This window comes from Streptomyces sp. NPDC051172 (assembly GCF_040682555.1).
In the GTDB taxonomy this organism is placed as follows: domain Bacteria; phylum Actinomycetota; class Actinomycetes; order Streptomycetales; family Streptomycetaceae; genus Streptomyces.
In genome coordinates this window covers 1-22,751 of record NZ_JBFBBE010000134.1, presented here as the reverse complement: position 1 = coordinate 22,751, position 22,751 = coordinate 1, and the positions used below count along the sequence as shown (strand labels likewise).

Annotated in this window: 21 protein-coding genes; 17 read left to right on the top strand and 4 right to left on the bottom strand. The window is 70.4% G+C overall.

Annotated elements, in window-relative coordinates; genetic code table 11:
- Positions 1-163: 163 nt before the first annotated feature.
- Positions 164-1,693 (bottom strand): sialidase family protein, encoded by a 1,530-nt coding sequence (locus AB0N07_RS43210; RefSeq protein ID WP_365845063.1) that lies wholly within the window; start codon positions 1,691-1,693, stop codon positions 164-166.
- 243 nt (positions 1,694-1,936) lie between these two features.
- Positions 1,937-3,688, bottom strand: coding sequence for a DNA polymerase/3'-5' exonuclease PolX (gene polX / locus AB0N07_RS43205; RefSeq protein ID WP_365845061.1), 1,752 nt, complete (start codon positions 3,686-3,688; stop codon positions 1,937-1,939).
- Between the two features lie 84 nt (positions 3,689-3,772).
- Here polX and AB0N07_RS43200 point away from each other — a divergent pair, with 84 nt between their 5' ends.
- From AB0N07_RS43200 to AB0N07_RS43125, 16 genes are all read left to right on the top strand, one after another.
- Complete coding sequence (locus AB0N07_RS43200) at positions 3,773-4,798, top strand: lytic transglycosylase domain-containing protein (protein ID WP_365845059.1); 1,026 nt, start codon at positions 3,773-3,775, stop codon at positions 4,796-4,798.
- A 205-nt stretch (positions 4,799-5,003) separates the two neighbouring features.
- Positions 5,004-6,014 carry a sigma-70 family RNA polymerase sigma factor gene (locus tag AB0N07_RS43195; RefSeq protein WP_365845057.1) on the top strand — a complete coding sequence of 337 codons (1,011 nt, stop codon included), beginning with the start codon at positions 5,004-5,006 and terminating at the stop codon, positions 6,012-6,014.
- Positions 6,015-6,179: 165 nt separating this feature from the next.
- Positions 6,180-7,127: an ABC transporter ATP-binding protein gene (locus AB0N07_RS43190; RefSeq protein WP_365845055.1), complete on the top strand. Its 948-nt coding sequence runs from the start codon at positions 6,180-6,182 to the stop codon at positions 7,125-7,127.
- Positions 7,124-7,894: an ABC transporter permease gene (locus AB0N07_RS43185; RefSeq protein WP_099932182.1), complete on the top strand. Its 771-nt coding sequence runs from the start codon at positions 7,124-7,126 to the stop codon at positions 7,892-7,894. Before AB0N07_RS43190 ends, AB0N07_RS43185 begins: the two co-directional genes overlap by 4 nt.
- A 9-nt stretch (positions 7,895-7,903) precedes the next feature.
- Positions 7,904-8,707 carry an ABC transporter permease gene (locus tag AB0N07_RS43180; RefSeq protein ID WP_232647213.1) on the top strand — a complete coding sequence of 268 codons (804 nt, stop codon included), beginning with the start codon at positions 7,904-7,906 and terminating at the stop codon, positions 8,705-8,707.
- Positions 8,708-8,712: 5 nt separating this feature from the next.
- Positions 8,713-9,948, top strand: a complete 1,236-nt coding sequence (locus tag AB0N07_RS43175; protein WP_365845051.1) for an MCE family protein — start codon at positions 8,713-8,715, stop codon at positions 9,946-9,948.
- Entirely contained in the window at positions 9,945-10,982 is a 1,038-nt protein-coding gene (locus AB0N07_RS43170; protein ID WP_365845049.1) for an MlaD family protein, read from the top strand. The genes AB0N07_RS43175 and AB0N07_RS43170 overlap by 4 nt, the downstream gene beginning before the upstream one ends.
- Positions 10,983-11,242: 260 nt before the next feature.
- The gene (locus tag AB0N07_RS43165) at positions 11,243-12,223 is read left to right on the top strand and encodes an MCE family protein (RefSeq protein ID WP_365845069.1); all 981 of its coding nucleotides are present in this window, start codon (positions 11,243-11,245) and stop codon (positions 12,221-12,223) included.
- A gap of 5 nt (positions 12,224-12,228) precedes the next feature.
- Positions 12,229-13,347 carry an MCE family protein gene (locus tag AB0N07_RS43160; RefSeq protein ID WP_365845067.1) on the top strand — a complete coding sequence of 373 codons (1,119 nt, stop codon included), beginning with the start codon at positions 12,229-12,231 and terminating at the stop codon, positions 13,345-13,347.
- Positions 13,344-14,615: an MCE family protein gene (locus AB0N07_RS43155; RefSeq protein WP_365845047.1), complete on the top strand. Its 1,272-nt coding sequence runs from the start codon at positions 13,344-13,346 to the stop codon at positions 14,613-14,615. The genes AB0N07_RS43160 and AB0N07_RS43155 overlap by 4 nt, the downstream gene beginning before the upstream one ends.
- Positions 14,612-15,883 (top strand): MlaD family protein, encoded by a 1,272-nt coding sequence (locus tag AB0N07_RS43150; RefSeq protein ID WP_365845045.1) that lies wholly within the window; start codon positions 14,612-14,614, stop codon positions 15,881-15,883. Before AB0N07_RS43155 ends, AB0N07_RS43150 begins: the two co-directional genes overlap by 4 nt.
- On the top strand, positions 15,856-16,356 hold the full coding sequence (locus tag AB0N07_RS43145; RefSeq protein WP_365845043.1) for a hypothetical protein: 501 nt from the start codon (positions 15,856-15,858) through the stop codon (positions 16,354-16,356). Before AB0N07_RS43150 ends, AB0N07_RS43145 begins: the two co-directional genes overlap by 28 nt.
- A gap of 25 nt (positions 16,357-16,381) precedes the next feature.
- Complete coding sequence (locus AB0N07_RS43140) at positions 16,382-17,065, top strand: hypothetical protein (RefSeq protein WP_365845041.1); 684 nt, start codon at positions 16,382-16,384, stop codon at positions 17,063-17,065.
- Positions 17,066-17,224: 159 nt separating this feature from the next.
- Positions 17,225-18,064: a TIM barrel protein gene (locus AB0N07_RS43135; RefSeq protein WP_365845039.1), complete on the top strand. Its 840-nt coding sequence runs from the start codon at positions 17,225-17,227 to the stop codon at positions 18,062-18,064.
- A 164-nt stretch (positions 18,065-18,228) separates the two neighbouring features.
- Positions 18,229-19,122, top strand: a complete 894-nt coding sequence (locus tag AB0N07_RS43130) for a 2-hydroxy-3-oxopropionate reductase (RefSeq protein WP_365845037.1) — start codon at positions 18,229-18,231, stop codon at positions 19,120-19,122.
- A gap of 160 nt (positions 19,123-19,282) precedes the next feature.
- On the top strand, positions 19,283-20,755 hold the full coding sequence (locus AB0N07_RS43125; RefSeq protein WP_365845035.1) for a catalase: 1,473 nt from the start codon (positions 19,283-19,285) through the stop codon (positions 20,753-20,755).
- 275 nt (positions 20,756-21,030) lie between these two features.
- Here AB0N07_RS43125 and AB0N07_RS43120 read toward each other — a convergent pair whose 3' ends face one another.
- The gene (locus AB0N07_RS43120; RefSeq protein WP_365845065.1) at positions 21,031-21,480 is read right to left on the bottom strand and encodes a Shedu anti-phage system protein SduA domain-containing protein; all 450 of its coding nucleotides are present in this window, start codon (positions 21,478-21,480) and stop codon (positions 21,031-21,033) included.
- A complete protein-coding gene (locus AB0N07_RS43115; RefSeq protein ID WP_365845071.1) occupies positions 21,405-22,172 on the bottom strand; it encodes a hypothetical protein in 768 nt (255 codons plus the stop codon). The genes AB0N07_RS43120 and AB0N07_RS43115 overlap by 76 nt, the downstream gene beginning before the upstream one ends.
- 97 nt (positions 22,173-22,269) lie before the next feature.
- Here AB0N07_RS43115 and AB0N07_RS43110 point away from each other — a divergent pair, with 97 nt between their 5' ends.
- Positions 22,270-22,512: a hypothetical protein gene (locus AB0N07_RS43110; RefSeq protein WP_365845033.1), complete on the top strand. Its 243-nt coding sequence runs from the start codon at positions 22,270-22,272 to the stop codon at positions 22,510-22,512.
- The last annotated feature ends 239 nt before the right edge of the window (positions 22,513-22,751 follow it).

Below are 22,751 nucleotides of genomic sequence, written 5' to 3'. Positions count from 1 at the left end.
CCTGATCCACAAGACCGGCCCCGCCACCTACGCCCTCGCCTGCTGACCCGACACGCTCGACACCGACCAGAAGATCCTTAACTTCCCGGCCTTGGATCATGAGCGGTGGAGGACGTCCGCTTTTTGGACAAGCCTTGACCAGAACCTGTCACCCACGGGTCCTTCAGGGGCTGTCCTCGCCGCCCTCGGTGCCGCCGTTGGCCAGCCACTGCGCGTAGGCGATCGCGGCCAGGCGGGCGGAGAAGAGGTTGTCACGTGCCGTGGCGGTCGTGGCGGAGGCGGTGCCGGCGGCCGCAGCAAGGCCCGAAGCCGGCGTGTACATCGCCTCGTTGAGGACCGAGCCGCTGGGCGCGGTGGCCACGGCGAAGACGGGGTGTGCCGTGGAGCCGGAGAAGGACGTCGAGATGTAGTCGCCGACCATGGTGCCCTGTGTGGTGCTCGCCAACCAGGAGTGGCTCATCGGGCCGGCCAGCTGGGTGGGTGCCGTCCAGGTGCTGCCGCCGTCGGCCGAGGAGACGTATCCGACGTCCAACTGGCAGGTGGAGGCGGTGCAGCCCGCGACCGGGTGGTAGTAGTACGTCAGCGCCAGGTGCGCGGTGGAGCCCGAGGTGGCGGGGTCGACCGCGAGGCCGGGGATGAAGTGGTCGACGGTGCTGCTCGTCGCGTCGATCGGGATGCGGGTCACCGAGGACCAGGTGGTGCCGTTGCCGGTCGTCGCCATCACGATGTCGTTGGAGGTGCAGGAGCCCCCGCTCGCACGGAAGCGGCAGTCCTGCCAGACGACGTACACCTTCCCGGAGGCGTCGGTCTCGGCGGAGGGCAGCGGGCCGCTGCGCAGACCGCCTCCCACGGTGAAGGAACTGACGGTGGCCACGGTGGTGGTGCTGGACCAGGAGCCGCCGCCGTTGGTGGACCTGAAGGCGCGGATCGCGGTCTCGGAGGCGTTGGAGACCGGGACCACCACGGTGCCGCCCGGCTGTACGACGGGCTGGCCGCCCAGGCCGGTGGCGTTGTTGCCGGTGTTCTTCGAGGCGCCCCAGGTGAGGCCGCCGTCGGAGGAGGTGGTCATCTTGATGCGGTCGCCGTCGCCGTTGTTGTCGTACTCGGTGTAGCAGTTGCCGTAGAAGGCGCTGGTGGCGGTGTTGTCGCAGACGATCCAGTTCTTGTCGAGGCTCGAACCGGTCGCGGTGACCACGGGGTTGCTCCAGGTCAGACCGCCGTCGGTGGAGCGGCTGGTGAACACCTCGGGCACACTGACGGACGAGGTGATGGGGATGCTGGAGATCAGCCAGACGCTGTGCTTGGCGTCGTAGGTCACCGACGCGTCGCTGACCCGCTGGAAGGTGCCGCCCGCCTGGGTGGTGATTCCCGGCAGGAATCCTCTGGTCCAGGTGGCACCCCCGTCCTTGGAGGTGGCGAAGCCGACGTTCGAGCCGCCGCCGTCGGTGAACCGGCCGACCTGGAAGGCGGAGACGATCGTCGAGCCGTACGAGAAGGTGTCCGGCTCGACTTCGGTGGCGTGCCGGCTGGTGGAGTTGGTGTAGGGATCGGCACTGATCTGCGTGAGGGCCGGGGCCGCGGCGGCGGAGGTCGTCGACAGGGCCAGCACGCCGGCCGCGAGGGCCACCGTCACCAGGCCGGGTCTCGCCGCACCGGGTCTTGTCAGGCGGTGGAGCAGTGACGCCAGGGACATGATCCGTTCCCTTTCGCGGAAAGGGCACGTCCGGCATCGGTGCGTCACGGAAGCGGGGCGGGGCGGGGCGCATGCCTCGTACACGTCCGCGCCATGGGGCGGGCGGAGCCCGGCCGAACCGAACATCGTGCAGGACGTGCGTAAGGACGCCGACACACTGGCGCTCTTACATGGTCATGTCAATACGCTGCGTGTCAATACCCCACGAACCAACGGGAATTGACGCCCCTTTGACCTTCCCGGTCACCGCTCCGCCTGCCGGCCCTTCCCCAGGAAGCTCCGCAGCCGGCGCTCCGGCCAGGTGTTGATCACGTCCTCCTTCGTGAGCCGGCCACGCTGGGCGGTGCCGATGCCGTAGCGCATGTTGGCCAGGTGGGGGACGGCGTGGGCGTCGCTGTCGACGGCGAACTTCACGCCGTGCCGCCCGGCCCGCAGGATGTCCTCGTCGCGCAGGTCGAGGCGGTCCGGATGGGCGTTGATCTCCAGGGCCGTGCCGGTGCGCGCGCAGGCGGCGAAGATCGCGTCGAGGTCGGCGTCGATGCCGGGCCGCTTGCCGATGATGCGGGTGGTGGGGTGGCCGATGATGTTGACGTACGGGTTGTCGCAGGCGCGTACGATCCGCCGGGTAAGTGCCTCGCGCCCCTGGTTGAAGTGCGAGTGCACGGAGGCCACGCACAGGTCGAACCCGGCGAGGAACTCCCCGGGCCAGTCCACCTCGCCGTCCGGGCCGATGTTCAGCTCGACGCCGTGCAGCAGCCGCAGACCGCCGCGCCTGCCCCGGGTGGCGTACGTCCCGTCGAGCTCGCGCACCCGCTCCCGCTGGGCGAGCATCCGCTCGTCGGTCATGCGCTGCATGGCCATGTCCGGGCCGTGGTCGGTGATCGCGTAGTAGGCCCAGCCCCGCGCGGCGGCGGCCTCACACATCTCCTCCAGTGGGGCGAGGCCGTCGGTGAGGTCGGTGTGGGAGTGCAGATCGCCGCGGAGGTCCGCCTCCGTCACCAGGTCGGGCAGTTCGCCGTGCAGCCCGGCCTCGATCTCCCCGCGGTCCTCGCGCAGCGTCGGCGGGATCCAGGGCAGCCCGAGCCGGGCGTACACCTCCTCCTCGGTCTCGGAGACGATCTTCTTGCCGCTCTCGACGTCGAAGAGCCCGTACTCGGAGAGCTTCAGCTTCTGGTGCACGGCCAGTTCGCGGGTGCGGATGTTGTGCGCCTTGGAGCCGGTGAAGTACTGCAGCGCCGCGCCCCAGGAGTCCGGCGGTACGACCCGCAGATCGACGTTGAGGCCCTTGCTGGTGCGCACGGACGTCTTCTTCTCGCCCGTGCCGATCACCTCGGTGACGTACGGCAGTTCGGCGAACGCCTGCATGATCGGTGCCGGTTTCGTGGCCGCCGCGAGGATGTCGATGTCGCCGATCGTCTCGCGCATCCGTCGCAGTGATCCTGCGTAGGCGCAGCGCAGGCAGCCCGGCACGGCGGACAGTTCGGCGACGATGTCGTCGGCGAGGCCCATGGCCAGGTCGATGTGGACGCGGCCCCCGGAGGACTGCAGCAGCGAGATGCCGTGGAGGATGTTCTCCTCCGTCTTCGGTCCGAAGCCCCTCAGGTCGCGCAGCCGCTCCTCGTGGATGGCGTCGGCCAGTTCCTCGACCGAGGAGATGCCCAGCTCCTCGTAGACCGTCAGTGCCTTCTTCGGGCCGAGCGTGGGGATGGCGGTCAGCCGTCGCACCCCGGCGGGGATCTTCGCGCGCAGTTCCTCGACGGCGGACACGCTGCCGTGGTCGAAGTACTCCAGCACCTTCTGGGCGATCGACCTGCCGACGTTCGGGATCTGCTGGAGGCCCTTGAGGTCGAGCGTGGCGACGTCGGCGTGGTGGCCGCCGACCGACCGGGCAGCCTTCTCGTAGACGCGTGCCTTGAACGCGTCTCCTCCGGTGATCGAGATCAGGTCCGCGTACTCCTGCAGCAGCGCGGCGACCTCGTCGTTGGACCGGGCCACACCTTCAGGGTAGGCACGCCGCGACGGACGTGCCGTCCTCCTCCGTAGAGCAGGTGACAGGAGTTCGCAGGGAGGGACCTCAAGGTGACAGGGCGCAGGGTCGGACGGGTCAGGGGTACGGCGGTGGCAGCGGCGGCGATGGCGGCGCTGACCGCCTCGCAGGCGCCGGGGGCGGTCCCGGCACGGGCACAGGCGCCGGTGGGGCAGCCCGCGGAGCACGGGCCGAGCGTGTCGGGTGACGCGCCGTACCGCACGGAGCTTCCCCCGCTCACGCGGAAGCACGAGGGCCACGAGGGCCACGAGGGCGGGGCACCGGCGGCCGTGGGTGGCGCGGTGCCCGCGACGGTCTTCGCCGCGTACCGCCGCGCCGAGGCGGAGCTCGCGCGTACCGCGCCCGGCTGCGGGCTGCGCTGGCAGCTGCTGGCCGCGATCGGGCAGGTGGAGTCGGGGCAGGCGGACGGCGGCCGGGTGAGAGCGGACGGCACGACCGTGACGCCGATCCTGGGCCCGCGTCTGGACGGCGGTGGCTTCGCCGTCGTACCGGACACGGACGGTGGCGCGTACGACGGGGACGCGGTGTACGACCGTGCGGTGGGCCCGATGCAGTTCATTCCGTCCACCTGGGCCCGCTGGGGAGCGGACGGGAACGGTGACGGGCGGGCCGACCCGGACAACGTCTTCGACGCGGCGCTCGCTGCCGGGCGGTATCTGTGCGCGGCCGGCGGGGACCTGTCCGAGCCGGCGGGGCTGGACCGGGCGATCCTCGGCTACAACCACTCGGAGGACTATCTGCGCACGGTGCGGGCCTGGTACGCGTACTTCCTGGAGGGCCACACGGTGGTGCCGGACGGCTCCACGGGTTCGTCGGTACGGCCCTCGGCGCGTCCCGGGTCCTCGCACGCCGCGAAACCCGCCCCGACCCCGAAACCGACGCCCAAGCCGTCCCCCCGGCCGAGCACCACCCCCTCCGCGTCGGCCTCCCCGCCCCCGTCCAACTCCCGCCCGACGGCCGGTACTTCACCCCAACCCCTCGCCCCTGCGCCCACCCCCTCCATCGACCTGCCGACCGAGAACGTGCTGCCCAGCGGCCTCCCGCTGACCGGCGGCTGACCAGTAACGGCGCGGACTCGATGCCCGCTCCCCCCTCCACAACCGCCGCTACCGGGCGGTAATGTCGCCATCCGCCGGGCTGGGACGAGACCGGTGGGTGCGCCTGTGTCTTGTCACTGGCCGGATCAGCGCCCGGCTGCCGAGCGTGCGTGCCAGGCGCGCCGGCCGGAGACATGACACAGGCGGTGAGCGCAAAGGGGCCCTCATGGCGACGGAGATGCCTGCGGAGGCAAGAGCTGCCGAAGAGCGTTGGCGGCGCATGTGGAGCCACCGTGAGCAGCTGCTCAGGGTGGCCCGGCGCAGGTCGATGAGCCAGGAGGACGCTGAGGACGCGGTGCACGAGGCGATGCTGCGGGCGGCCGAGCGGCCGGATCTGGACGACGAGCGGCTCGGGGCGTGGCTGACGACGGTGACCATGCGGTTGTGCGTCGACCGGTACCGGCAGGTCAACCGGGAGGCCGAGGTCCGCACCAGCCCGACGCTGATCGCGCCCGGGCCGGTGCCGGTGGAGGAGGCCGTGTGCGACCGGGCGGAGGCCAAGTGGCTGGCGGTGCGCAGCGGTGAGCTGCCCGCGCGGCAGGCGGAGGCGCTGCGGCTGAAGTCCGAGGACCTGGACGTGAGCCAGGTCGCGGTGCGCATGGGGCTCAGCTACCGCACGGTCGAGTCGCTGCTGGCCCGGGCCCGGCGGACGCTGCGCGCCTCGCTCGCCGGGACGCTCGGGTTCGTGCTGTTCCTGTTCGGGCGGGGGCGGCTGCGGGCGGGCGGCAAGGCGCAGGCGGTGGCGGCCACGTCGACGGCGGCCACGCTGGTGGTGGCGGGTTTCGTCCTGCCGTACGCCCTGGACGGCGGCCACCCGGTCACGACTCACCCGCCGGCCGCGTCACCCGCCCCAGGGAGGGCCGCCGAGACGGCACGCCCCGCAAGCGCAGGCCGCACGCCCACCGCGAAAGCCCACGAGCTGTCGACGGCATCGACACCGTCGACCGGCACCCACAAGGGCTCCCTGCTGCCCTTGTCGGTACCGCCCCTCCCGAAGGCATCACTGGCCTCGGTCCCGGCCGTGCCCGAGGTCCCGAACCTCCCGCGCACCCCCACCCTCTCCGCCCTGCCGGACGTCCCCACACCGGCGACGACGCTGCCCAGCCTCCCGGACACCCCCGCCACACCGTCCGCACCGGTCTCGCTCCCCGTACCGACACCGACCGGGCTGCCGTAAAGCGGGCAGTCGTGCCGCCGGGGCGGCACCCGCCCACTGAAGTGGTGCCCCCCACCCCGCGCACCCACCCCCTCGGAAAAAAATCCGCCTCCCCCGCGACGGACCCGCCGCCCCTCCCCGTAGAGCAGATGTCGGAGCTGCTCCACGGGCCGAGAGGTGGACCGGATGGGTGTCGAGATCTGTGTGGAAGGGCTGACCAAGTCCTTCGGTCACCAGGTCATCTGGCAGGACGTCTCGCTGACGCTGCCCGCCGGGGAGGTGTCCGTCATGCTCGGCCCCTCCGGCACCGGCAAGTCGGTGTTCCTCAAGACGCTCGTCGGGCTGCTGAAGCCGGAGCGGGGCAGTGTGAAGATCGCGGGGCGGGACATCACGCGGCTGCGCGAGCACGAGCTGTACGAGGTGCGGAAGCTGTTCGGCGTGCTGTTCCAGGACGGCGCGCTGTTCGGCTCGATGAACCTCTACGACAACATCGCGTTCCCGCTGCGCGAGCACACCCGTAAGTCCGAGAGCGAGATCCGGCGCATCGTGCTGGAGAAAATGGACATGGTCGGGCTCATCGGCTCGGAGGCGAAGCTGCCCGGCGAGATATCCGGCGGCATGCGCAAGCGGGCGGGGCTGGCCCGGGCGCTGGTCCTCGATCCCGAGATCATTCTCTTCGACGAGCCGGACTCCGGGCTCGACCCCGTCCGCGTCGCCTATCTCAACCAGCTCATCGTCGACCTCAACGCACAGATCGAGGCGACCTTCCTGATCGTCACCCACGACATCGCCTCCGCCCGCCAGGTGCCGGACAACATCGGGCTGCTGTTCCGCCGCGAGCTGGTCATGTTCGGGCCCCGGGAGGAGCTGCTGACCAGCGACGAGCCGGTCGTCAGACAGTTCCTGAACGGGCGGATGCAGGGTCCGATCGGCATGGCGGAGGAGAAGGACGCCGCCCAGGTCGAGCAGGAGCTGGCCGCGCTCAGCGGCAGCGAGACCGCACAGACACCCGGCAGCCAGGCTCTGACTCCCCGCCTGCTGCCGGGGCCGGGCATCATCCGGCCACCACGCTGGGAGGCGATCGCCCGGCGGGAGGCTGAACTGCGGCGCCGGAAGGCGGTGGCGGACGTATGAGACTGTCGCCGACCGGAGCGCTGCGGCAGTCGGGGAACCTGTTCGCGATGGCGCTGGACGTCGTCCGGACCATGCCCCGACGGCCGTTCCAGGCAAGGGAGTTCATCCAGCAGGCCTGGTTCGTGGCCAGCGTGACCATCCTGCCGACCGCCCTCGTGTCCATCCCCTTCGGAGCGGTCATCGCACTGCAGATCGGCAGCCTCACCCGGCAGCTCGGCGCCCAGTCCTTCTCGGGAGCCGCCTCCGTCCTGGCGGTGCTGCGCGAGGCCTCGCCGATCGTCACCGCACTGCTGATCGCGGGCGCCGGAGGCACCGCCATCTGCGCGGACCTCGGGGCCCGGAAGATCCGTGAGGAGATCGACGCCATGCAGGTCCTCGGCATCGATCCCATCCACCGGCTGGTCGTACCCCGGGTGCTGGCCTCGATGGTGGTCGCGGTGCTGCTCAACGGCCTGGTGTCGGTGGTCGGCGTCGCCGGCGGCTACTTCTTCAACGTCGTCCTGCAGAACGGCACCCCGGGCGCCTACCTGGCCTCCTTCACCACCCTCGCCCAGCTCTCCGACCTGTGGGCGGCCGAGATCAAGGCGCTGGTCTTCGGGGCGATCGCGGCGATCGTCGCCTCGTACAAGGGACTGACCGCGAAGGGCGGCCCGAAGGGTGTGGGTGACGCCGTGAACCAGTCGGTGGTGATCACCTTCATGTTGCTGTTCGTGACGAACTTCGTGATGACCGCGGTGTACTTCCAGGTCGTCCCGCAGAGGGGCTGAGGCACAGACATGGCAGTGTTGAGGAGTCTGGAGGAGCTCGGCCGTCAACTCTCCTTCTACGGACGGTCGTTGGCGTGGACGGGCCGTACCGTGCGCCGGTACAAGAAGGAGATCCTGCGGCTGCTCGCCGAGGTGAGCTTCGGCCGCGGCGCCCTCGCCGTCGTGGGCGGCACGGTCGGGGTGATCGCCTTTCTGTCCTTCTTCACCGGCACCGAGGTGGGGCTCCAGGGCTACGCGGCGCTCAACCAGCTCGGCACCTCCAACTTCGTGGCGTTCCTCTCGGCGTACTTCAACACCCGCGAGATCGCCCCGCTGGTCGCCGGACTCGCGCTGTCCGCGACCGTCGGCGCGGGCTTCACCGCCCAACTCGGCGCGATGCGGATCAGCGAGGAGACCGACGCCCTGGAGGTGATGGGCGTGCCCTCGCTGCCGTTCCTGGTGACCACGCGGATGATCGCCGGGTTCGTGGCCGTGATCCCGCTGTACGTGATCGGGCTGCTGTCGTCCTACTTCGCCGCCCGCACCATCACCACCGGCTACTACGGACAGTCGGCCGGCACCTACGACCACTACTTCCAGCAGTACCTGCCGCCGGTCGACGTGCTGTGGTCCTTCGGGAAGGTGCTGGTCTTCGCCGTCCTGATCATCCTCGTGCACTGCTTCTACGGCTACTACGCGAGCGGCGGCCCGGCAGGGGTCGGCGTCGCGGTGGGCCGTGCGGTGCGGACCTCGATCGTGGCGATCAACGTCCTCGACTTCTTCCTTTCGTTGGCCATCTGGGGCGCCAACACGACCGTACGGATTGCGGGGTGAACCGTATGAGGGTGTGGAGACTGCGGTTGTACGGCGTGGTGTTCCTCGCCGTACTCGCCCTGCTGCTGTCGTTGTCCGTCGCCGTGTACCGGCAGGCGTTCACGCCGGTCGTACGGATCAGACTGGAGGCCGACGGCCTCGGCAACCAGCTGGACCCGCGCGCCGACGTCAAACTGCGCGGCCTGCTGGTCGGCGAGGTGCGCTCGGTGCATGCCGACGGGCACAAGGCGACGCTCGACATCGCGCTCAAGCCGGAGTACGCCGCCGACATCCCGTCGGACGTACGGGCCCGGCTGCTGCCCAAGACGCTCTTCGGCGAGAAGTACGTCGACCTGGTCGCACCCGCGTCCTCTTCGGCTCGGCCCATCCGCGCCGGTGACGTCATCACCCAGGACCGCACCCGCGTCGGCATCGAGCTGCAGCAGGTGATGAACGACCTGCTGCCGCTGCTGCGGACCGTCCAGCCCGGCAAGCTCAACGCCACGCTCTCCGCGTTCGCCACCGCCCTGGAGGGCCGCGGGGACCGGATCGGCGACAACCTCACGCGCGTGGAGGCCTATCTGCACCGCCTCAATCCCCATCTGCCGTCCCTCACCGAGGACTTCGCCCGGCTGGCCGACGTCGCCCAGGTGTACGGCGACGCGGCGCCGGACCTGATGGAGATCCTGCGCAACACCGTGACCACCAGCCGCACGCTGGTCGCGGAACAGGACCGGCTCGCCTCGGCCCTCACCACGACGGCCGGCGCCGCCGGCACCGCACAGGACTTCCTCGACGAGAACGGCGACCGGTTGATCACCCTGGGGCAGGTCTCCCGCCCGACCCTCGAACTCTTCGCCCGCTACTCCCCCGAGTACCCGTGTCTCTTCGCAGGCCTGGTCCACGAGGAGCAGGCCTCCGAGCAGGCGTTCCGGGGCGGCAGGATGCACATCACGCTCGAGGTCGTACGGCAGCAGGGGGCGTACCGGCCCGGCGAGGAGCCGCGCTACGCCGACCGGTCCGGGCCGAACTGCCGTGATCTGCCGCATCCTGCCGTGCCCGCACCGGGGTTCCACCTCAACGACGGCTCCAGGAACGGCAGTTCGTCCGGTCCGCTCGGTGTCTCCGCCACCCGGGCAGAGCAGCGGGCGGTCGGTTCGCTGGTGTCGCCCGTCATGGGGGTGCCCGCCGACGAGGTGCCGCCGGTCGCGACGCTGCTGTTCGGGCCGATGGCGCGCGGGACGGCGGTGAGCGTCGTATGAGGACCTCGGCAGCGCGGCAGACCGCCGCTCCCCTCATCAAGTTCAGCCTGTTCGCGCTGGTGACGATCGTGGCGACGGCCCTGCTCGCCGCCACCATCGTGAACCTCTCCTTCACGCCCGACCGCACCTACCGTGCCGTCTTCAGCGATGTCACCGGGCTGGAGAAGGGCGACGACATCCGGGTCGCCGGAGTGCGGGTCGGGCAGGTCCAGGGCATCCGGATCAAGGACCGTACGCTGGCGGAGATCACCTTCACCGTCGGCGCCGACCGGCCGCTGCTCACCAGCACCCATGCGGTCGTCCGCTACCGCAACCTGGTCGGACAGCGGTACGTCGCCCTGACCGAGGGCGCGGGCGACGGCACACCGCTGAAGCCCGGCGGCACCATCCCGCTGCAGCGGACGCAGCCCGCGCTGGACCTGAACGCGCTGCTGAACGGCTTCAAGCCGCTGTTCGCCGCGCTCAGCCCGCAGGACGTCAACCAGCTCGCCACCGAGATCATCAAGACGCTGCAGGGCGAGGGCGGCACGGTGAACAGCCTGCTGGCGCACACCGCTTCGCTCACCACGACCCTGGCCGGCCGGGACAAGCTGATCGGCTCGGTGATCGACAACCTCAACACAGTGCTGCAGACGCTGGACAAGCGCGGCTCCCGGTTCTCCGAACTGCTCCTGCAGCTGCGGCGGGTGATCTCCGGGCTGTCCGCGGACCGGGGGCCCATCGGTCAGTCACTGGTGAACATCGGCGATCTGACGGACGCCACCTCGGGGCTGCTGACGGACGCACGGCCGCCGCTGAAGGACGACATCGCCGGGCTGACCGATCTCACCGGCACGCTGAACGACAACGAGAAGACCGTGGAGGGCGTCCTGCAGCGGCTGCCGAACAAGCTCAACGCACTGACGGGGACCGCGTCCTACGGCTCCTGGTTCAACTTCTACCTCTGCGACTTCGACGGCCGGATCGTGCTGCCGAAGACGAAGCAGGCGCTCACCCCCGATCTGCACGTGGCGAGGGCGAGGTGCGGATCATGAGCCGGAAGACCCGCCCGGAACCGCTGGTGAAGGTCCGTATCGACCCGCCGAAGCTGCCGAGGCCACGGCTGCCCCGGCGTGCGCCCCGCCCTCGCAGGCCGGAACCGCTGATGAAGGTGCGTATCGAGCCGCCCCGCCTACGACGCCCGAAGCCCAAGCCGCAGCCGCAGCCGCGCCCGGCGGCACCGCGCCCGCAGCCCATGATGAAGGTGCGCATCGACCCGCCCAGGCTGCCGCGCATACGGATACGGCGGCCACGCCTGATCCCGTTCCGGGAACGCAACCCCGTGGTCATCGGGGCCGTCGGTCTCACCGTCCTCGCGCTGCTGACCGTGGCCGCGTTCAACGCCGACAGCCTGCCGTTCATCGGCGGCGGCACCACCTACAGCGCGGCCTTCTCGGAGGCGGGCGGCCTCAAGCCCGGTGACGAGGTGCGGATCGCCGGGGTGAAGGTCGGCAAGGTCGAGACCGTCGACCTGGACGGCGACCACGTCAAGGTCACCTTCAAGGTCGAGGGCGATCCGCACTTCGGCACCGACACCGGCGCGTCGATCCGGATCAAGACGATCCTCGGCGCGAAGTACCTCGCGCTGCAGCCCAAGGGGCCGGGCCAGTTGCGGCCGGGCAGCGGGATCCCGCTGCGGCGCACCGTCCCGGCGTACGACGTCGTGCAGGCGTTCAGCGACCTGACGACCACCACGGAGAAGGTCGACACCGGGCGGCTGGCGAAGGCCCTGGACACCATCTCCGCCACCTTCCAGGACTCGCCGGCCGAGGTGCGCGCGTCCATCAAGGGTCTGTCGGAGATCTCCCGCACGGTCGCCTCCCGCGACCAGGCCCTCGGTGAACTCCTCGACCATGCGAACGGCACGACGGGCGTGCTCGCCGACCGCTCCAAGGACTTCACCGCCCTGGTCAAGGACGGCGACCAGCTGTTCCAGGAGATCAGCAGGCGGCGCGAGGCCATCCACAGGCTGCTGAAGACCTCCGCCGCGCTCGGCATCGAGCTCTCCGGCCTGGTCCAGGACAACGAGAAGGAGATCGGGCCCGCGCTTGAGGGCCTGAAGCGAGTGGTGCAGATGCTCGAACGCAACCAGGCAAGCCTCGACCGCAGCGTGCAGCTGCTCGCGCCGTATGTGCGGGTCTTCACCAACGCCCTGGGCAACGGCCGTTGGTTCGACTCCTACGTCCAGAACCTGGTCGCCGCCCCGGTGACGCCTCGGACGGGAGGCACCCGGTGAAGAGAATGAAGCGACGCCTGGCGGTGCTCACCGCACTCGCCCTGGTCGCCGCCCTGGCCTATGTGCTGTGGCCGCGGCCCGAGCCGGTGCGCATCACCGCGTACTTCCCGCGCACCGTCGGCATCTACCCCGGCTCGGACGTCCGTGTCCTCGGCGTCCGCATCGGCGAGGTCGAGAAGATCACGCCCGAGGGCGAGCGGGTGCGGGTGGAGCTGGAGTTCGACCACGGACGCAGGGTCCCCGCCGGCGCCCAGGCCGCGATCATCAACTCCTCGGTGGTCAGCGACCGTTATGTGCAGCTCCTGCCGGTGTACCGGAACGGCCCGGTGATGCACAGCGGTGCCGTCATCCCCGAGAACCGCACCGCCGTACCCGTGGAACTGGACCGGATCTTCGACAGCCTGCACACCACGGCCGAGGCGCTGGGTCCCAAGGGCGCCAACAAGGACGGCTCCCTCTCCCGGCTGCTCGGGGTGAGCGCGGACAACCTCGACGGGCAGGGCGCGAACCTGAATCGGACCGTCCAGGACCTGTCGCAGGCGGTCACTACACTGTCCGACGGCCGCAAGGACCTGTTCGGGACGGTGCGGAACCTCCAGGTGTTCACCGCGGCACTGGCCGCCGACGACAAGAGCGTGCGGTCCTTCGACACCAGTCTCGCCGCCGTCGCGCAGCAGCTCTCGGGCGAGCGCCAGGACCTCGCGGACGCGCTGACGAACCTGGGGACGGCCCTCGGCGACGTGTCCGCCTTCGTGAAGAACAACAAGAAGTCGCTGACCTCGGACGTGAAGGGCCTCAGCAAGGTGACCAAGGTGCTCGTCACCCAGCGGGCCGCCCTGGACGAGCTGTTGCGGGTCGCACCCACGGGCCTGTCGAACCTCAACAACGCCTACAACCCGTCCTCCGGCACCCTCGACACCCGCAACAACGCCCAGCAGGCGCAGGACCCGGCCTCGCTGCTGTGCTCGATCCTGCGGACGACCGGCGACGAAGGCGGCCAGAACCCCGACTGCGGGCAGCTGAAGAAGCTCTTCGACTCGCTGCCCCAACTGCCCACGCAGGGCACCGCGGTGACCGGCACGGTCGACCGGACGCTCGGCGGGATCCTGGGGGCGAGCGCATGAGCACACGACGCAAGGCCGGGGCGCTCGCCTGGGCGGCGGTCGGTTCGCTGCTGCTGTCCGGCTGCGAGTTCGACGGCTGGTACGACGTCCCGCTGCCCGGCGGTGCCGCCGACGACGGACACGCCTACCACGTCACCGTCGACTTCCGTGACGTCCTGGACCTGGTGCCGCAGTCGGCGGTGAAGGTCGACGACGTCACCGTGGGCGCGGTGGAGAAGGTGGAGCTGGACGGCTGGCACGCGCGCGTACGGCTGCGGGTCGCGGACTCGGTGAAGCTGCCCGCGAACGCGGTCGCCGAGCTGCGGCAGACGAGCCTGCTCGGCGAGAAGTACGTGGCGCTCGCCGCCCCGACCGGCACCGCCCCCGTGGGCCGGCTCCGCGACGGCGACCGTATCCCGCTCTCCCGCAGCGGCCGCAACCCGGAGGTCGAGGAGGTGCTCTCCGCACTGTCCGCCCTGCTCAACGGCGGTGGGGTCGCCCAGCTGAAGACGATCACCGTGGAACTGAACAAGGCCCTGGACGGCCGGGAGAACCGGGTCAGATCACTGCTGGAGGAACTGAACACGTTCGTCGGCGGACTCGACCGGCAGAAGGCCGACATCGTCCGCGCGATCAAGGCCGTCGACCGGCTCGCGGGGCGGCTGGGCAAGGAGAAGAAGACCATCGCCGAGGCCGTGGACACGATGCCGCCCGCCCTGAAGGTCCTGGCCGACCAGCGGCGCAACCTGACCAAGATGCTCACCGCCCTGTCCAAGCTGGGCAAGGCGGGCACCAAGGTCGTCAATGCCTCGCACGACGACACGGTCGCGAACCTCAAGGAGCTCCGGCCGATCCTGCAGCAGCTGAACAAGTCGGGCAACGACCTGCCCAACTCCCTTGAACTGCTGACCACTTACCCGTTCCCACGAAATGCCGTGGACGCCGTCAAGGGCGACTACGTCAACCTGCACATCACCGCGGATCTCAATCTGGCGGACCTGTACGGGAATCTGGCAGGCCGCAACCCCGGCCATGGCCGGGGCAGTTCGCCGACGCCGGGCGGCTCCCCCGTACCGGGCCTCCCGCATGTGCCGAGCGTCCCGACGCCGGTACCGCTGCCCAGCACACCGAGTCTGCCGTCGTCGCCCTCCGTCCCGTCGTCACCCCCGGGCGGTGGCGGGCCGCTGTGCCCGCCGGTGTGCACGAGCAGCTACACCACCGGAGCGAAGCCGCCCGAGGGCATCGACCTCGCGCTCGCCGAGCTGATGCTGAAGGGGGTCCAGCCGTGATCACTCGTACGGTCAAGGCCCAGCTGGTGGCCTTCGCCGCCGTCACCGCGGTCGGGGTGTCCTACGTCGGCGCCCGGTACACCGGCCTGGTGGACGACGTCCTGGGCCGCGGCTACACCGTGCAGGCCGACTTCGCCGACTCCGGGGGCATCTTCCCCGGCGCGGAGGTCACCTACCGCGGGGCGCCCGTGGGCAAGGTCGGCGCGCTGCGGCTGAGCGGCTCCGGGGGTGTGTCGGTCGCCCTCGACATCAAGGACGGGGCGCCGCGCATCCCGGCGGACACCCTCGCGGTGGTGGCGGACCGGTCGGCGGTGGGCGAGCAGTACGTCGATCTGCAGCCGCGCACCTCCCACGGCCCGTACCTCCTCGACGGCAGCGCCATCCCGCGCGGCAGCACGCGCGTGCCGCTGCCCACGACGGACCTGGTCCTCAGCCTGGACCGGCTGGTGAACTCGGTCGGCAAGAACGATCTGCGGGTCACCGTCGACGAGCTGGGCAAGGCCTTCGACGGCACCGGCCCGAACCTGAGCCGTCTGGTGGACTCGGGCAACGCGCTCGTGGAGTCGGCGTCCCAGTCCCTGCCCGAGACGATCTCGCTGATCGAGAACTCGCGGAAGGTCCTGAAGACACAGGCCGACCAGGGCTCCTCCATCAAGTCGTTCGCGCACGATCTGGCGGCGCTCAGCGCGCAGTTGAAGGCGAGCGACGGGGACCTGCGCAAGGTGATCGGCAATGCGACACCGGCCGCGCAGCAGGTGGACTCGCTGCTGAAGTCGACCGGCCCCGGCCTGTCGGTCCTGCTGGCCAACCTGATCAGCGGCGGCCGGGTCACGCTGGCGCACCTGCCCGGCGTGGAACAGGCCCTCGTCACCTTCCCGGCGCTGGTCGCGGGCAGCTACACGGTCGTCCCGGGCGACGGCACCACCCACTTCGGTCTGGTGGTGAACGCGGGCGACCCGCCGCCGTGCACCAAGGGATACGGCACCACCTGGCGCGACCCGTCGGACACCAGCACCCGTGCGGCCAACACGGACGCGCACTGCACCGCCCCGCGCGGCGGCAAGACGTCGGTGCGGGGTGCACAGAACGCCCCCGGCGCGACGTCCGGCGGCGCGAACCAGGCGGCGTACATCACGCCGTACGACCCGGACACCGGCACCGCGACCGGTCCGGACGGAAGGCCCGTCGAGATCGGCTCGACGGGCGGCCAGCAGACGGTGTTCGGAAAGGAGTCGTGGCAATGGCTGCTCGTCGGCCCGATGGCATGAACAGGGTCCTGACGGTGGGGCTGGTCGCGGCGACCGTCCTCACCGCCGCGGTCGCCGGCTGGCTGGGCCTCGCCCTGCACGACCGGCACGGGACGGATCAGCGGCGCCAGGACCTCCTGGCCGCGGCCCGTCAGTCCGCGCTGAACTTCACCTCGCTCGACTACCGGCACTACGACCGGGACAGCGCGAACGTCCTCAAGGGCGCCACCGGTGACTTCAAGAAGCAGTTCACCGCGCAGACGGCGCAACTGACCAAGCTCGTCGCCGAGAACAGGTCGGTGTCCGAGGGGCAGGTCCTGGACGCCGGCATCGTCCGCTCCGACGCCCACTCGGGCCGTGTCCTGGTGGTCGCCGACAGCAAGGTCACCAACACCGCCGCGCCCCAGGGAGAGGCGCGCACCTACCGGCTGCAGCTCGACCTGGTGTACCGGGGCGGGCGCTGGCTGACCTCCGACGTCGAGTTCGTGGGCTGACGGGCCCCCAGTGAGGAGTACGACCATGGCGAACCCGACCACCCGGAGCCGCACGATGAGCGCGGCCGCCCGTGCGGCGGCCAAGCGCGCCAAGCGGGGCGAGTACCTGCAGCGGCCCGAGCCGCCGGCCCCGGACAGCTGGGACGACCCGCCGGAGCCCTCGCCGGAGCCGCTGGAGCAGGACCCGGACACCTTGGCGGAGCCGGAGGGGAGCGCACCCGCGCCCCGCTCCGGGCGGAGGCTGCTCCCCGCGGTGCTCGGCGTCCTGCTGGTGGCGGCGCTGGTCGCCGCCGCACTGCTCGGACGGCAGTACGCGCAGGGACGGCAGGCGGAGAGCGCACGGTCGCAGGCGCTCGCGGCCGCGAGGAAGGCGGCGCCGGTCGTCCTGTCGTACGACTACCGGCATCTGGACCGGGACTTCGCCCGGGCCCGCACGCTGCTGACCGGGCACTTCAAGGACCAGTACGGGAAGACCACGAGGACGGTGGTCGGGCCGACGGCGCAGAAGTACCACGGTGTGGTGAAGGCCTCCGTCCCCGCAGCCTCCGTCGCCTCGGCCTCGCCGGACAAGGTCACGGTCCTGCTCTTCGTCAACCAGGTCACGCAGAGCACCCAGGTCTCGGGCTCCCGGCTGGACCTCAACCGGGTGCGGATGACGATGAGCCGTACCTCCGAAGGCTGGAAGGTGAGCGCCGTCGACGCCCTCTGATCAGCCCCTTCAGCCTACCCCCGCACCTCACGTGCGGGGGCCTTTTTTGTGCCGACGCCCTTGACAGCCCTCCTCCACCCCAGGCAGTCTTCCATTAAGCAGAAATCAACTTCCGCAATACGAAATAACTGGCCAACACGGAAGGGAGCGCCGACCTCCATGGGATTCGACGACCAGCGCTTCAACGTCAACCTGTCGATCCTCTTCACGGAACTCCCGCTCCTGGAGCGCCCCGCGGCCGCCGCCGCGGCCGGCTTCACCGCGGTCGAGCTGTGGTGGCCCTGGGTCGACTCCCCCACCCCCGAGCAGTCCGAGCTCGACGCCCTGAAGAAGGCGATCGAGGACGCGGGCGTCCGGCTCACGGGCCTGAACTTCTACGCCGGACAGCTCCCCGGCCCCGACCGCGGCGCCCTGTCGATCCCCGGCGAGGAGTCGGAGAAGTTCCGCGCCAACATCGAGGTGGCCGCGGAATTCGCCCGGTCGCTCGGCACCAAGGCGCTCAACGCGCTGTACGGCAACCGCGTCGAGGGCGTGGACCCGGCCGAGCAGGACGCGCTCGCCCTGGAGAACCTGGTCCTCGCGGCCCGCGCCGCCGACCGGATCGGCGCCATCCTGCTGATCGAGACGCTCAACCAGCCCGAGTCGCCGCTCTACCCGCTGGTGTCCGCACCGGCCGGCATCGGCATCGTCGACAAGGTCAACGCCGCGACGGGGCTCGGCAACGCGAAGTTCCTCATGGACCTGTACCACCTGTCCATGAACGGCGAGGACCTCTCCTCGGTGATCGGGCAGTACGCGGCAAAGACCGGCCACGTCCAGATCGCCGACAACCCGGGCCGCGGGGCGCCGGGCACCGGCTCGCTCCCGCTGGAGGAGCTCCTCGACCAGCTCAAGAAGGCCGGATACGGAGGCTGGGTCGGCCTTGAGTACAAGCCGGGCGACCGCCCCAGCGCGGAGGCCTTCGGCTGGCTGCCGGTGGAGTACCGCGCCGCTCGGTGACGGTGCCGTCGGCCGGGGCTGCCGCCCCCGGGCCCCCGCTTTCGGCCTGAACGGCCTCGTCCTCAAACGCCGGACGGGCTGAAGTTCGCCGACCGGCGCCAAGAAGTGCCGGCCCCGCCTCAATTCACAGACGTAGCACCGCAGTTCAGAGAGGTACCCCAATCATGACCACCGCCCTCCCCAAGATCGCCTGGATCGGCCTCGGCATCATGGGCTCCCCCATGTCCGAGAACCTGATCAAGGCGGGTTACGACGTCACCGGGTTCACCCTGGAGCAGGACAAGCTGGACCGCCTGGCCGCCGCCGGCGGCACCGTGGCCGGGTCCATCGCCGAGGCCGTGCGGGACGCCGACGTGATCATCACGATGGTGCCCGCGTCGCCGCAGGTCGAGGCCATTTCCTACGGCCCCGACGGCATCCTGGAGAACGCGAGGTCGGGTGCGCTGCTGATCGACATGTCGTCCATCACGCCGCAGACCTCCGCCGACCTGGCGAAGGCCGCCCAGGACAAGGGCATCCGGGTACTGGACGCGCCGGTGTCCGGCGGTGAGGCCGGCGCCGTCGAGGCCGTGCTGTCGATCATGGTCGGCGGCGAGCAGGCCGACTTCGACCGGGCAAAGCCGATCCTGGAGGCCCTCGGCAAGACCATCGTGCTGTGCGGCCCGCACGGCTCGGGTCAGACCGTGAAGGCCGCCAACCAGCTGATCGTCGCCGTGAACATCCAGGCGTGCGCCGAGGCCGTGGTCTTCCTGGAGAAGTCCGGCGTGGACCTCAAGGCGGCGCTGGACGTCCTCAACGGCGGCCTGGCCGGCTCGACCGTGCTGACGCGGAAGAAGGACAACTTCCTCGCCCGCGACTTCAAGCCGGGCTTCCGTATCGACCTGCACCACAAGGACATGGGCATCGTCACCGACGCCGCCCGCAACGTCGGCGCCGCCCTGCCCGTCGGTGCCGTGGTCGCCCAGCTGGTCGCCAGCCTGCGCGCGCAGGGCGACGGCGGCCTGGACCACTCGGCCCTGCTGCGGGCGGTCGAGCGCCTCTCGGGCGCTCAGCTCTGAGACTTCCGGGTCGCGGCGCCGCTGACACCTGTCCTGTCGCGCCCAGGCGGCGCCGCGACCCGGAATCCAATTCAACAAACTGTTGACGCTCGACCCGCCCACTCTTAGGCTCCACAAAGCGGAAACAAGTTTCCGCTGACACCCGCACGGAAGGTCCACGATGTCGAAGCGCGTGCTCACGACGAGAACTCTCACTACGGAGTCCGGCGCCCCGGTCGCAGACAACCAGCATTCCGCCTCCGCCGGCATCGGCGGCCCGCTCCTGCTCCAGGACCAGCACCTCCTGGAGAAGCTGGCGCGCTTCAACCGCGAGCGCATCCCGGAGCGCGTGGTGCACGCCCGCGGCTCGGGCGCCTACGGCTACTTCGAGGTGACGGACGACGTCACCGGGTTCACGTACGCCGACTTCCTGAGCACGGTCGGCAAGCGCACCGAGGTCTTCCTGCGCTTCTCGACGGTGGCCGACTCGCTGGGCGGTGCGGACGCGGTCCGCGACCCGCGCGGTTTCGCGGTCAAGTTCTATACCGAAGAGGGCAATTACGACCTCGTCGGGAACAACACCCCGGTGTTCTTCATCAAGGACCCGATCAAGTTCCCGGACTTCATCCACTCGCAGAAGCGTGACCCGTTCACGGGCCGTCAGGAGCCGGACAACGTCTGGGACTTCTGGGCGCACTCCCCCGAGGCCACGCACCAGGTGACCTGGCTGATGGGCGACCGCGGCATCCCGGCCTCGTACCGCCACATGAACGGTTACGGCTCGCACACCTACCAGTGGACGAACGCCGACGGCGAGGCCTTCTTCGTCAAGTACCACTTCAAGACCAACCAGGGCGTCCGCTCCCTGTCCTCCGAGCAGGCCGCCGAGATCGCGGGCAAGGACCCGAACTCGCACCAGACGGACCTGCTGCAGGCCATCGAGCGCGGGGTGAACCCCTCCTGGACCCTCCACGTCCAGATCATGCCGGCGGCCGAGGCGGCGGACTACCGCTTCAACCCGTTCGACCTCACCAAGGTGTGGCCGCACAAGGACTACCCGCTGCAGCGTGTGGGCCGCCTGGTCCTGGACCGCAACCCGGACAACGTCTTCGCCGAGGTCGAGCAGGCCGCGTTCTCCCCGAACAACTTCGTCCCGGGCATCGGCCCGTCGCCGGACAAGATGCTCCAGGGCCGCCTGTTCGCCTACGCGGACGCCCACCGCTACCGCCTGGGCGTCAACCACACCCTGCTCGCGGTGAACGCGCCGAAGGCGACGACCGCACAGAACTACGGCCGCGACGGCTTCATGGCGGTCAACCCGCAGGGCCGCGGGGCGAAGAACTACGAGCCGAACTCCTACGACGGCCCGGTGGAGACCGGCCGCCCGCTGTCGGCACCGCTGGCGGTGGCCGGCCACACCGGCACCCACGAGGCCCCGCTGCACACCAAGGACGACGACTTCTTCCAGGCCGGCGAGCTGTACCGCCTGATGTCCGCGGACGAGAAGTCCCGCCTGATCGCCAACATCGCCGGCGGTCTCTCCCAGGTCTCCCGCGACGACGTGATCGAGAAGAACCTGGCCCACTTCCACGCCGCCGACCCCGAGTACGGCCGGCGCGTGGAGGAGGCGGTCCGCGCCCTGCGCGAGGACTGACCCACAGGCGGCCCGTGACCGCCGGACGGCCCGGATGAGGGGTGGCCGGCCGGCGGTGGCGGGCGGGGCAAGGACCGCGGCGGCGTGCGAGCCAGTGCGGTGGTGAAGGTCCCGGGCACTGCTTCTTCGACCTGAGGGAAGCAGCGTCGCGGCTCCGTCGCACCCGTCGCGGTCCCAGCCACTTCCTGCACCACCCCCAGACTCCGTCCGGCGGCGCGAACGTTCTGTCGCGCCCAGCCTCGCACCGCCGGACGGCCAGGCATCCCGCGCGCTCCCTACACCGGCCCCTCCCCGGCGAGGGAGCGCTCGGCGTTGTCCAGGAGTTCCTTGTATGTCAGCACTTCGACCCTGGTGACATGCGAATTGAACGTCCGCAACGCCTCGTTGATCTCCTCCTCCGGCACCTGGGGATGCAGTGCGGGGTGCCCGACCAGGACGAGGGCGGAGGCACGCCGGGTCTCGATCCCGAAGTCGGCACGCAGCCGCTCCCTGCTCTCGTCCAGTCCGGTGAGGTAGTTGACGCCCTGCCCGACGGCCTCGTGCACCTGTGCAGCCGGCACCCAGGAGTTACGGTGCCGCTTGACGAGGGGCCCCTTGAGGCTCATGGCGCGCTTGAGTTCCACGATGTGGAGCGCCCCGTCGCCGCGTATCAAGGGAATGTCGACTTCGTCCCCCGGCACGAGTCTCCGGTGCGCCGCCTCACCCACGAACCGCCCGCCGAAGATCCAGTGCTGCCCCTCCAGCGCCCGCTGGACATCCGCCTCCGTCGCTGTGCGATTCTCGACGGCGGTACGCAGCTCCCTGAGCCGGGCCGAACGTCGGCGCAGTTCAGCGGCGCGCAGGAGGATCTGCCCCGGTCGTCGGCGGCCAGCAGGGCCAGGGCTTCGGGCGAGCTGACGATCTTGCGGGCCTCGGTGGCCGCATCCACGACGTCGATCCGGCGGCTGCGCTGGATCCGCTCCAACCACAGCATGGTCTCGGCCCTGCCCCGCGGAATCACATAGCGTCCCGGCCGGTCCTCGGGGGCCTCCAGGAACTGCGCGTCCTCGCCCTGCGCCCGGAAGTGCTCCAGGAACTCCTCGATTCCGGCCTCCGGACGGTCCGCCAAGAACTCCCGCCCGCTGTCGAAGATCCATTGGTGCATCGCCTTCATCGTGCTGCCGAGGAAGCCCGAGTGCGACTCCCTCAGCCGCCCGTCCCCGAACAGCCGGTACCGGTCCTCGAAGTCGTACCGCGTGATGCGCCCTTCCGCGTACTCGATGGCATCGTGCACAAGCCGCACGACCTGCCATTCGCCGGCCCCCGCCGCAGTCCCCCGCACCTCCTCCAGGAGCCGTACCAGCTCTCTGCCGCCCCGGCGCTTGGGGCTCCGTCCGCCGTGCATGTGCTGGAGAGCCGCCTGCACGGCCTCCTTCACGGTCTCGCCCCCGCCTCCTTCGCCACGACGTCGCGAAGGTGCCAGGTCTGACAACACCCCGGGTGCGCGTCCCCCGCTCCCGCAGGACGCTGAAGGTATGACACATCCACCAACGGAGCATCCGCACATCGTGGTGCACTCGCCGGCCCTGGACGGCTCCCGGCGGGTCACGGAGGGCGACCAGACGCTGGGGATCGCCACCCACGTCGACGACGTCGGCGAGATCCTGCGCCTGGCCGACCTGTACGTCACGGACGTCGAGGAGAGCGACCTCATCGAGTGGCAGGGCGGCGGCCCGGACGACTGGCCGGGGCTGTCGGAACACCACGAGGAGCCGTGAGCACATGCGTACGCCTACGTCCGAGAACGTAGGACGTCTACGCAAACCTCAAATCCAGCTCTGAACATGGTTCAAGAGGCTTCAGCCGCCCCCGCCTGTGGGCATATTCACGTCACATGGGGCCCGCCGACACGGGGGCGGCGGCGCAAGCTGGTCGGCCGACAAGACAGTGCTGCCCACCCCGGATGATCTCAAGGCCTGTGGTGTGCGGCTGCTGGGCGTTGATCTGAACGCCGACC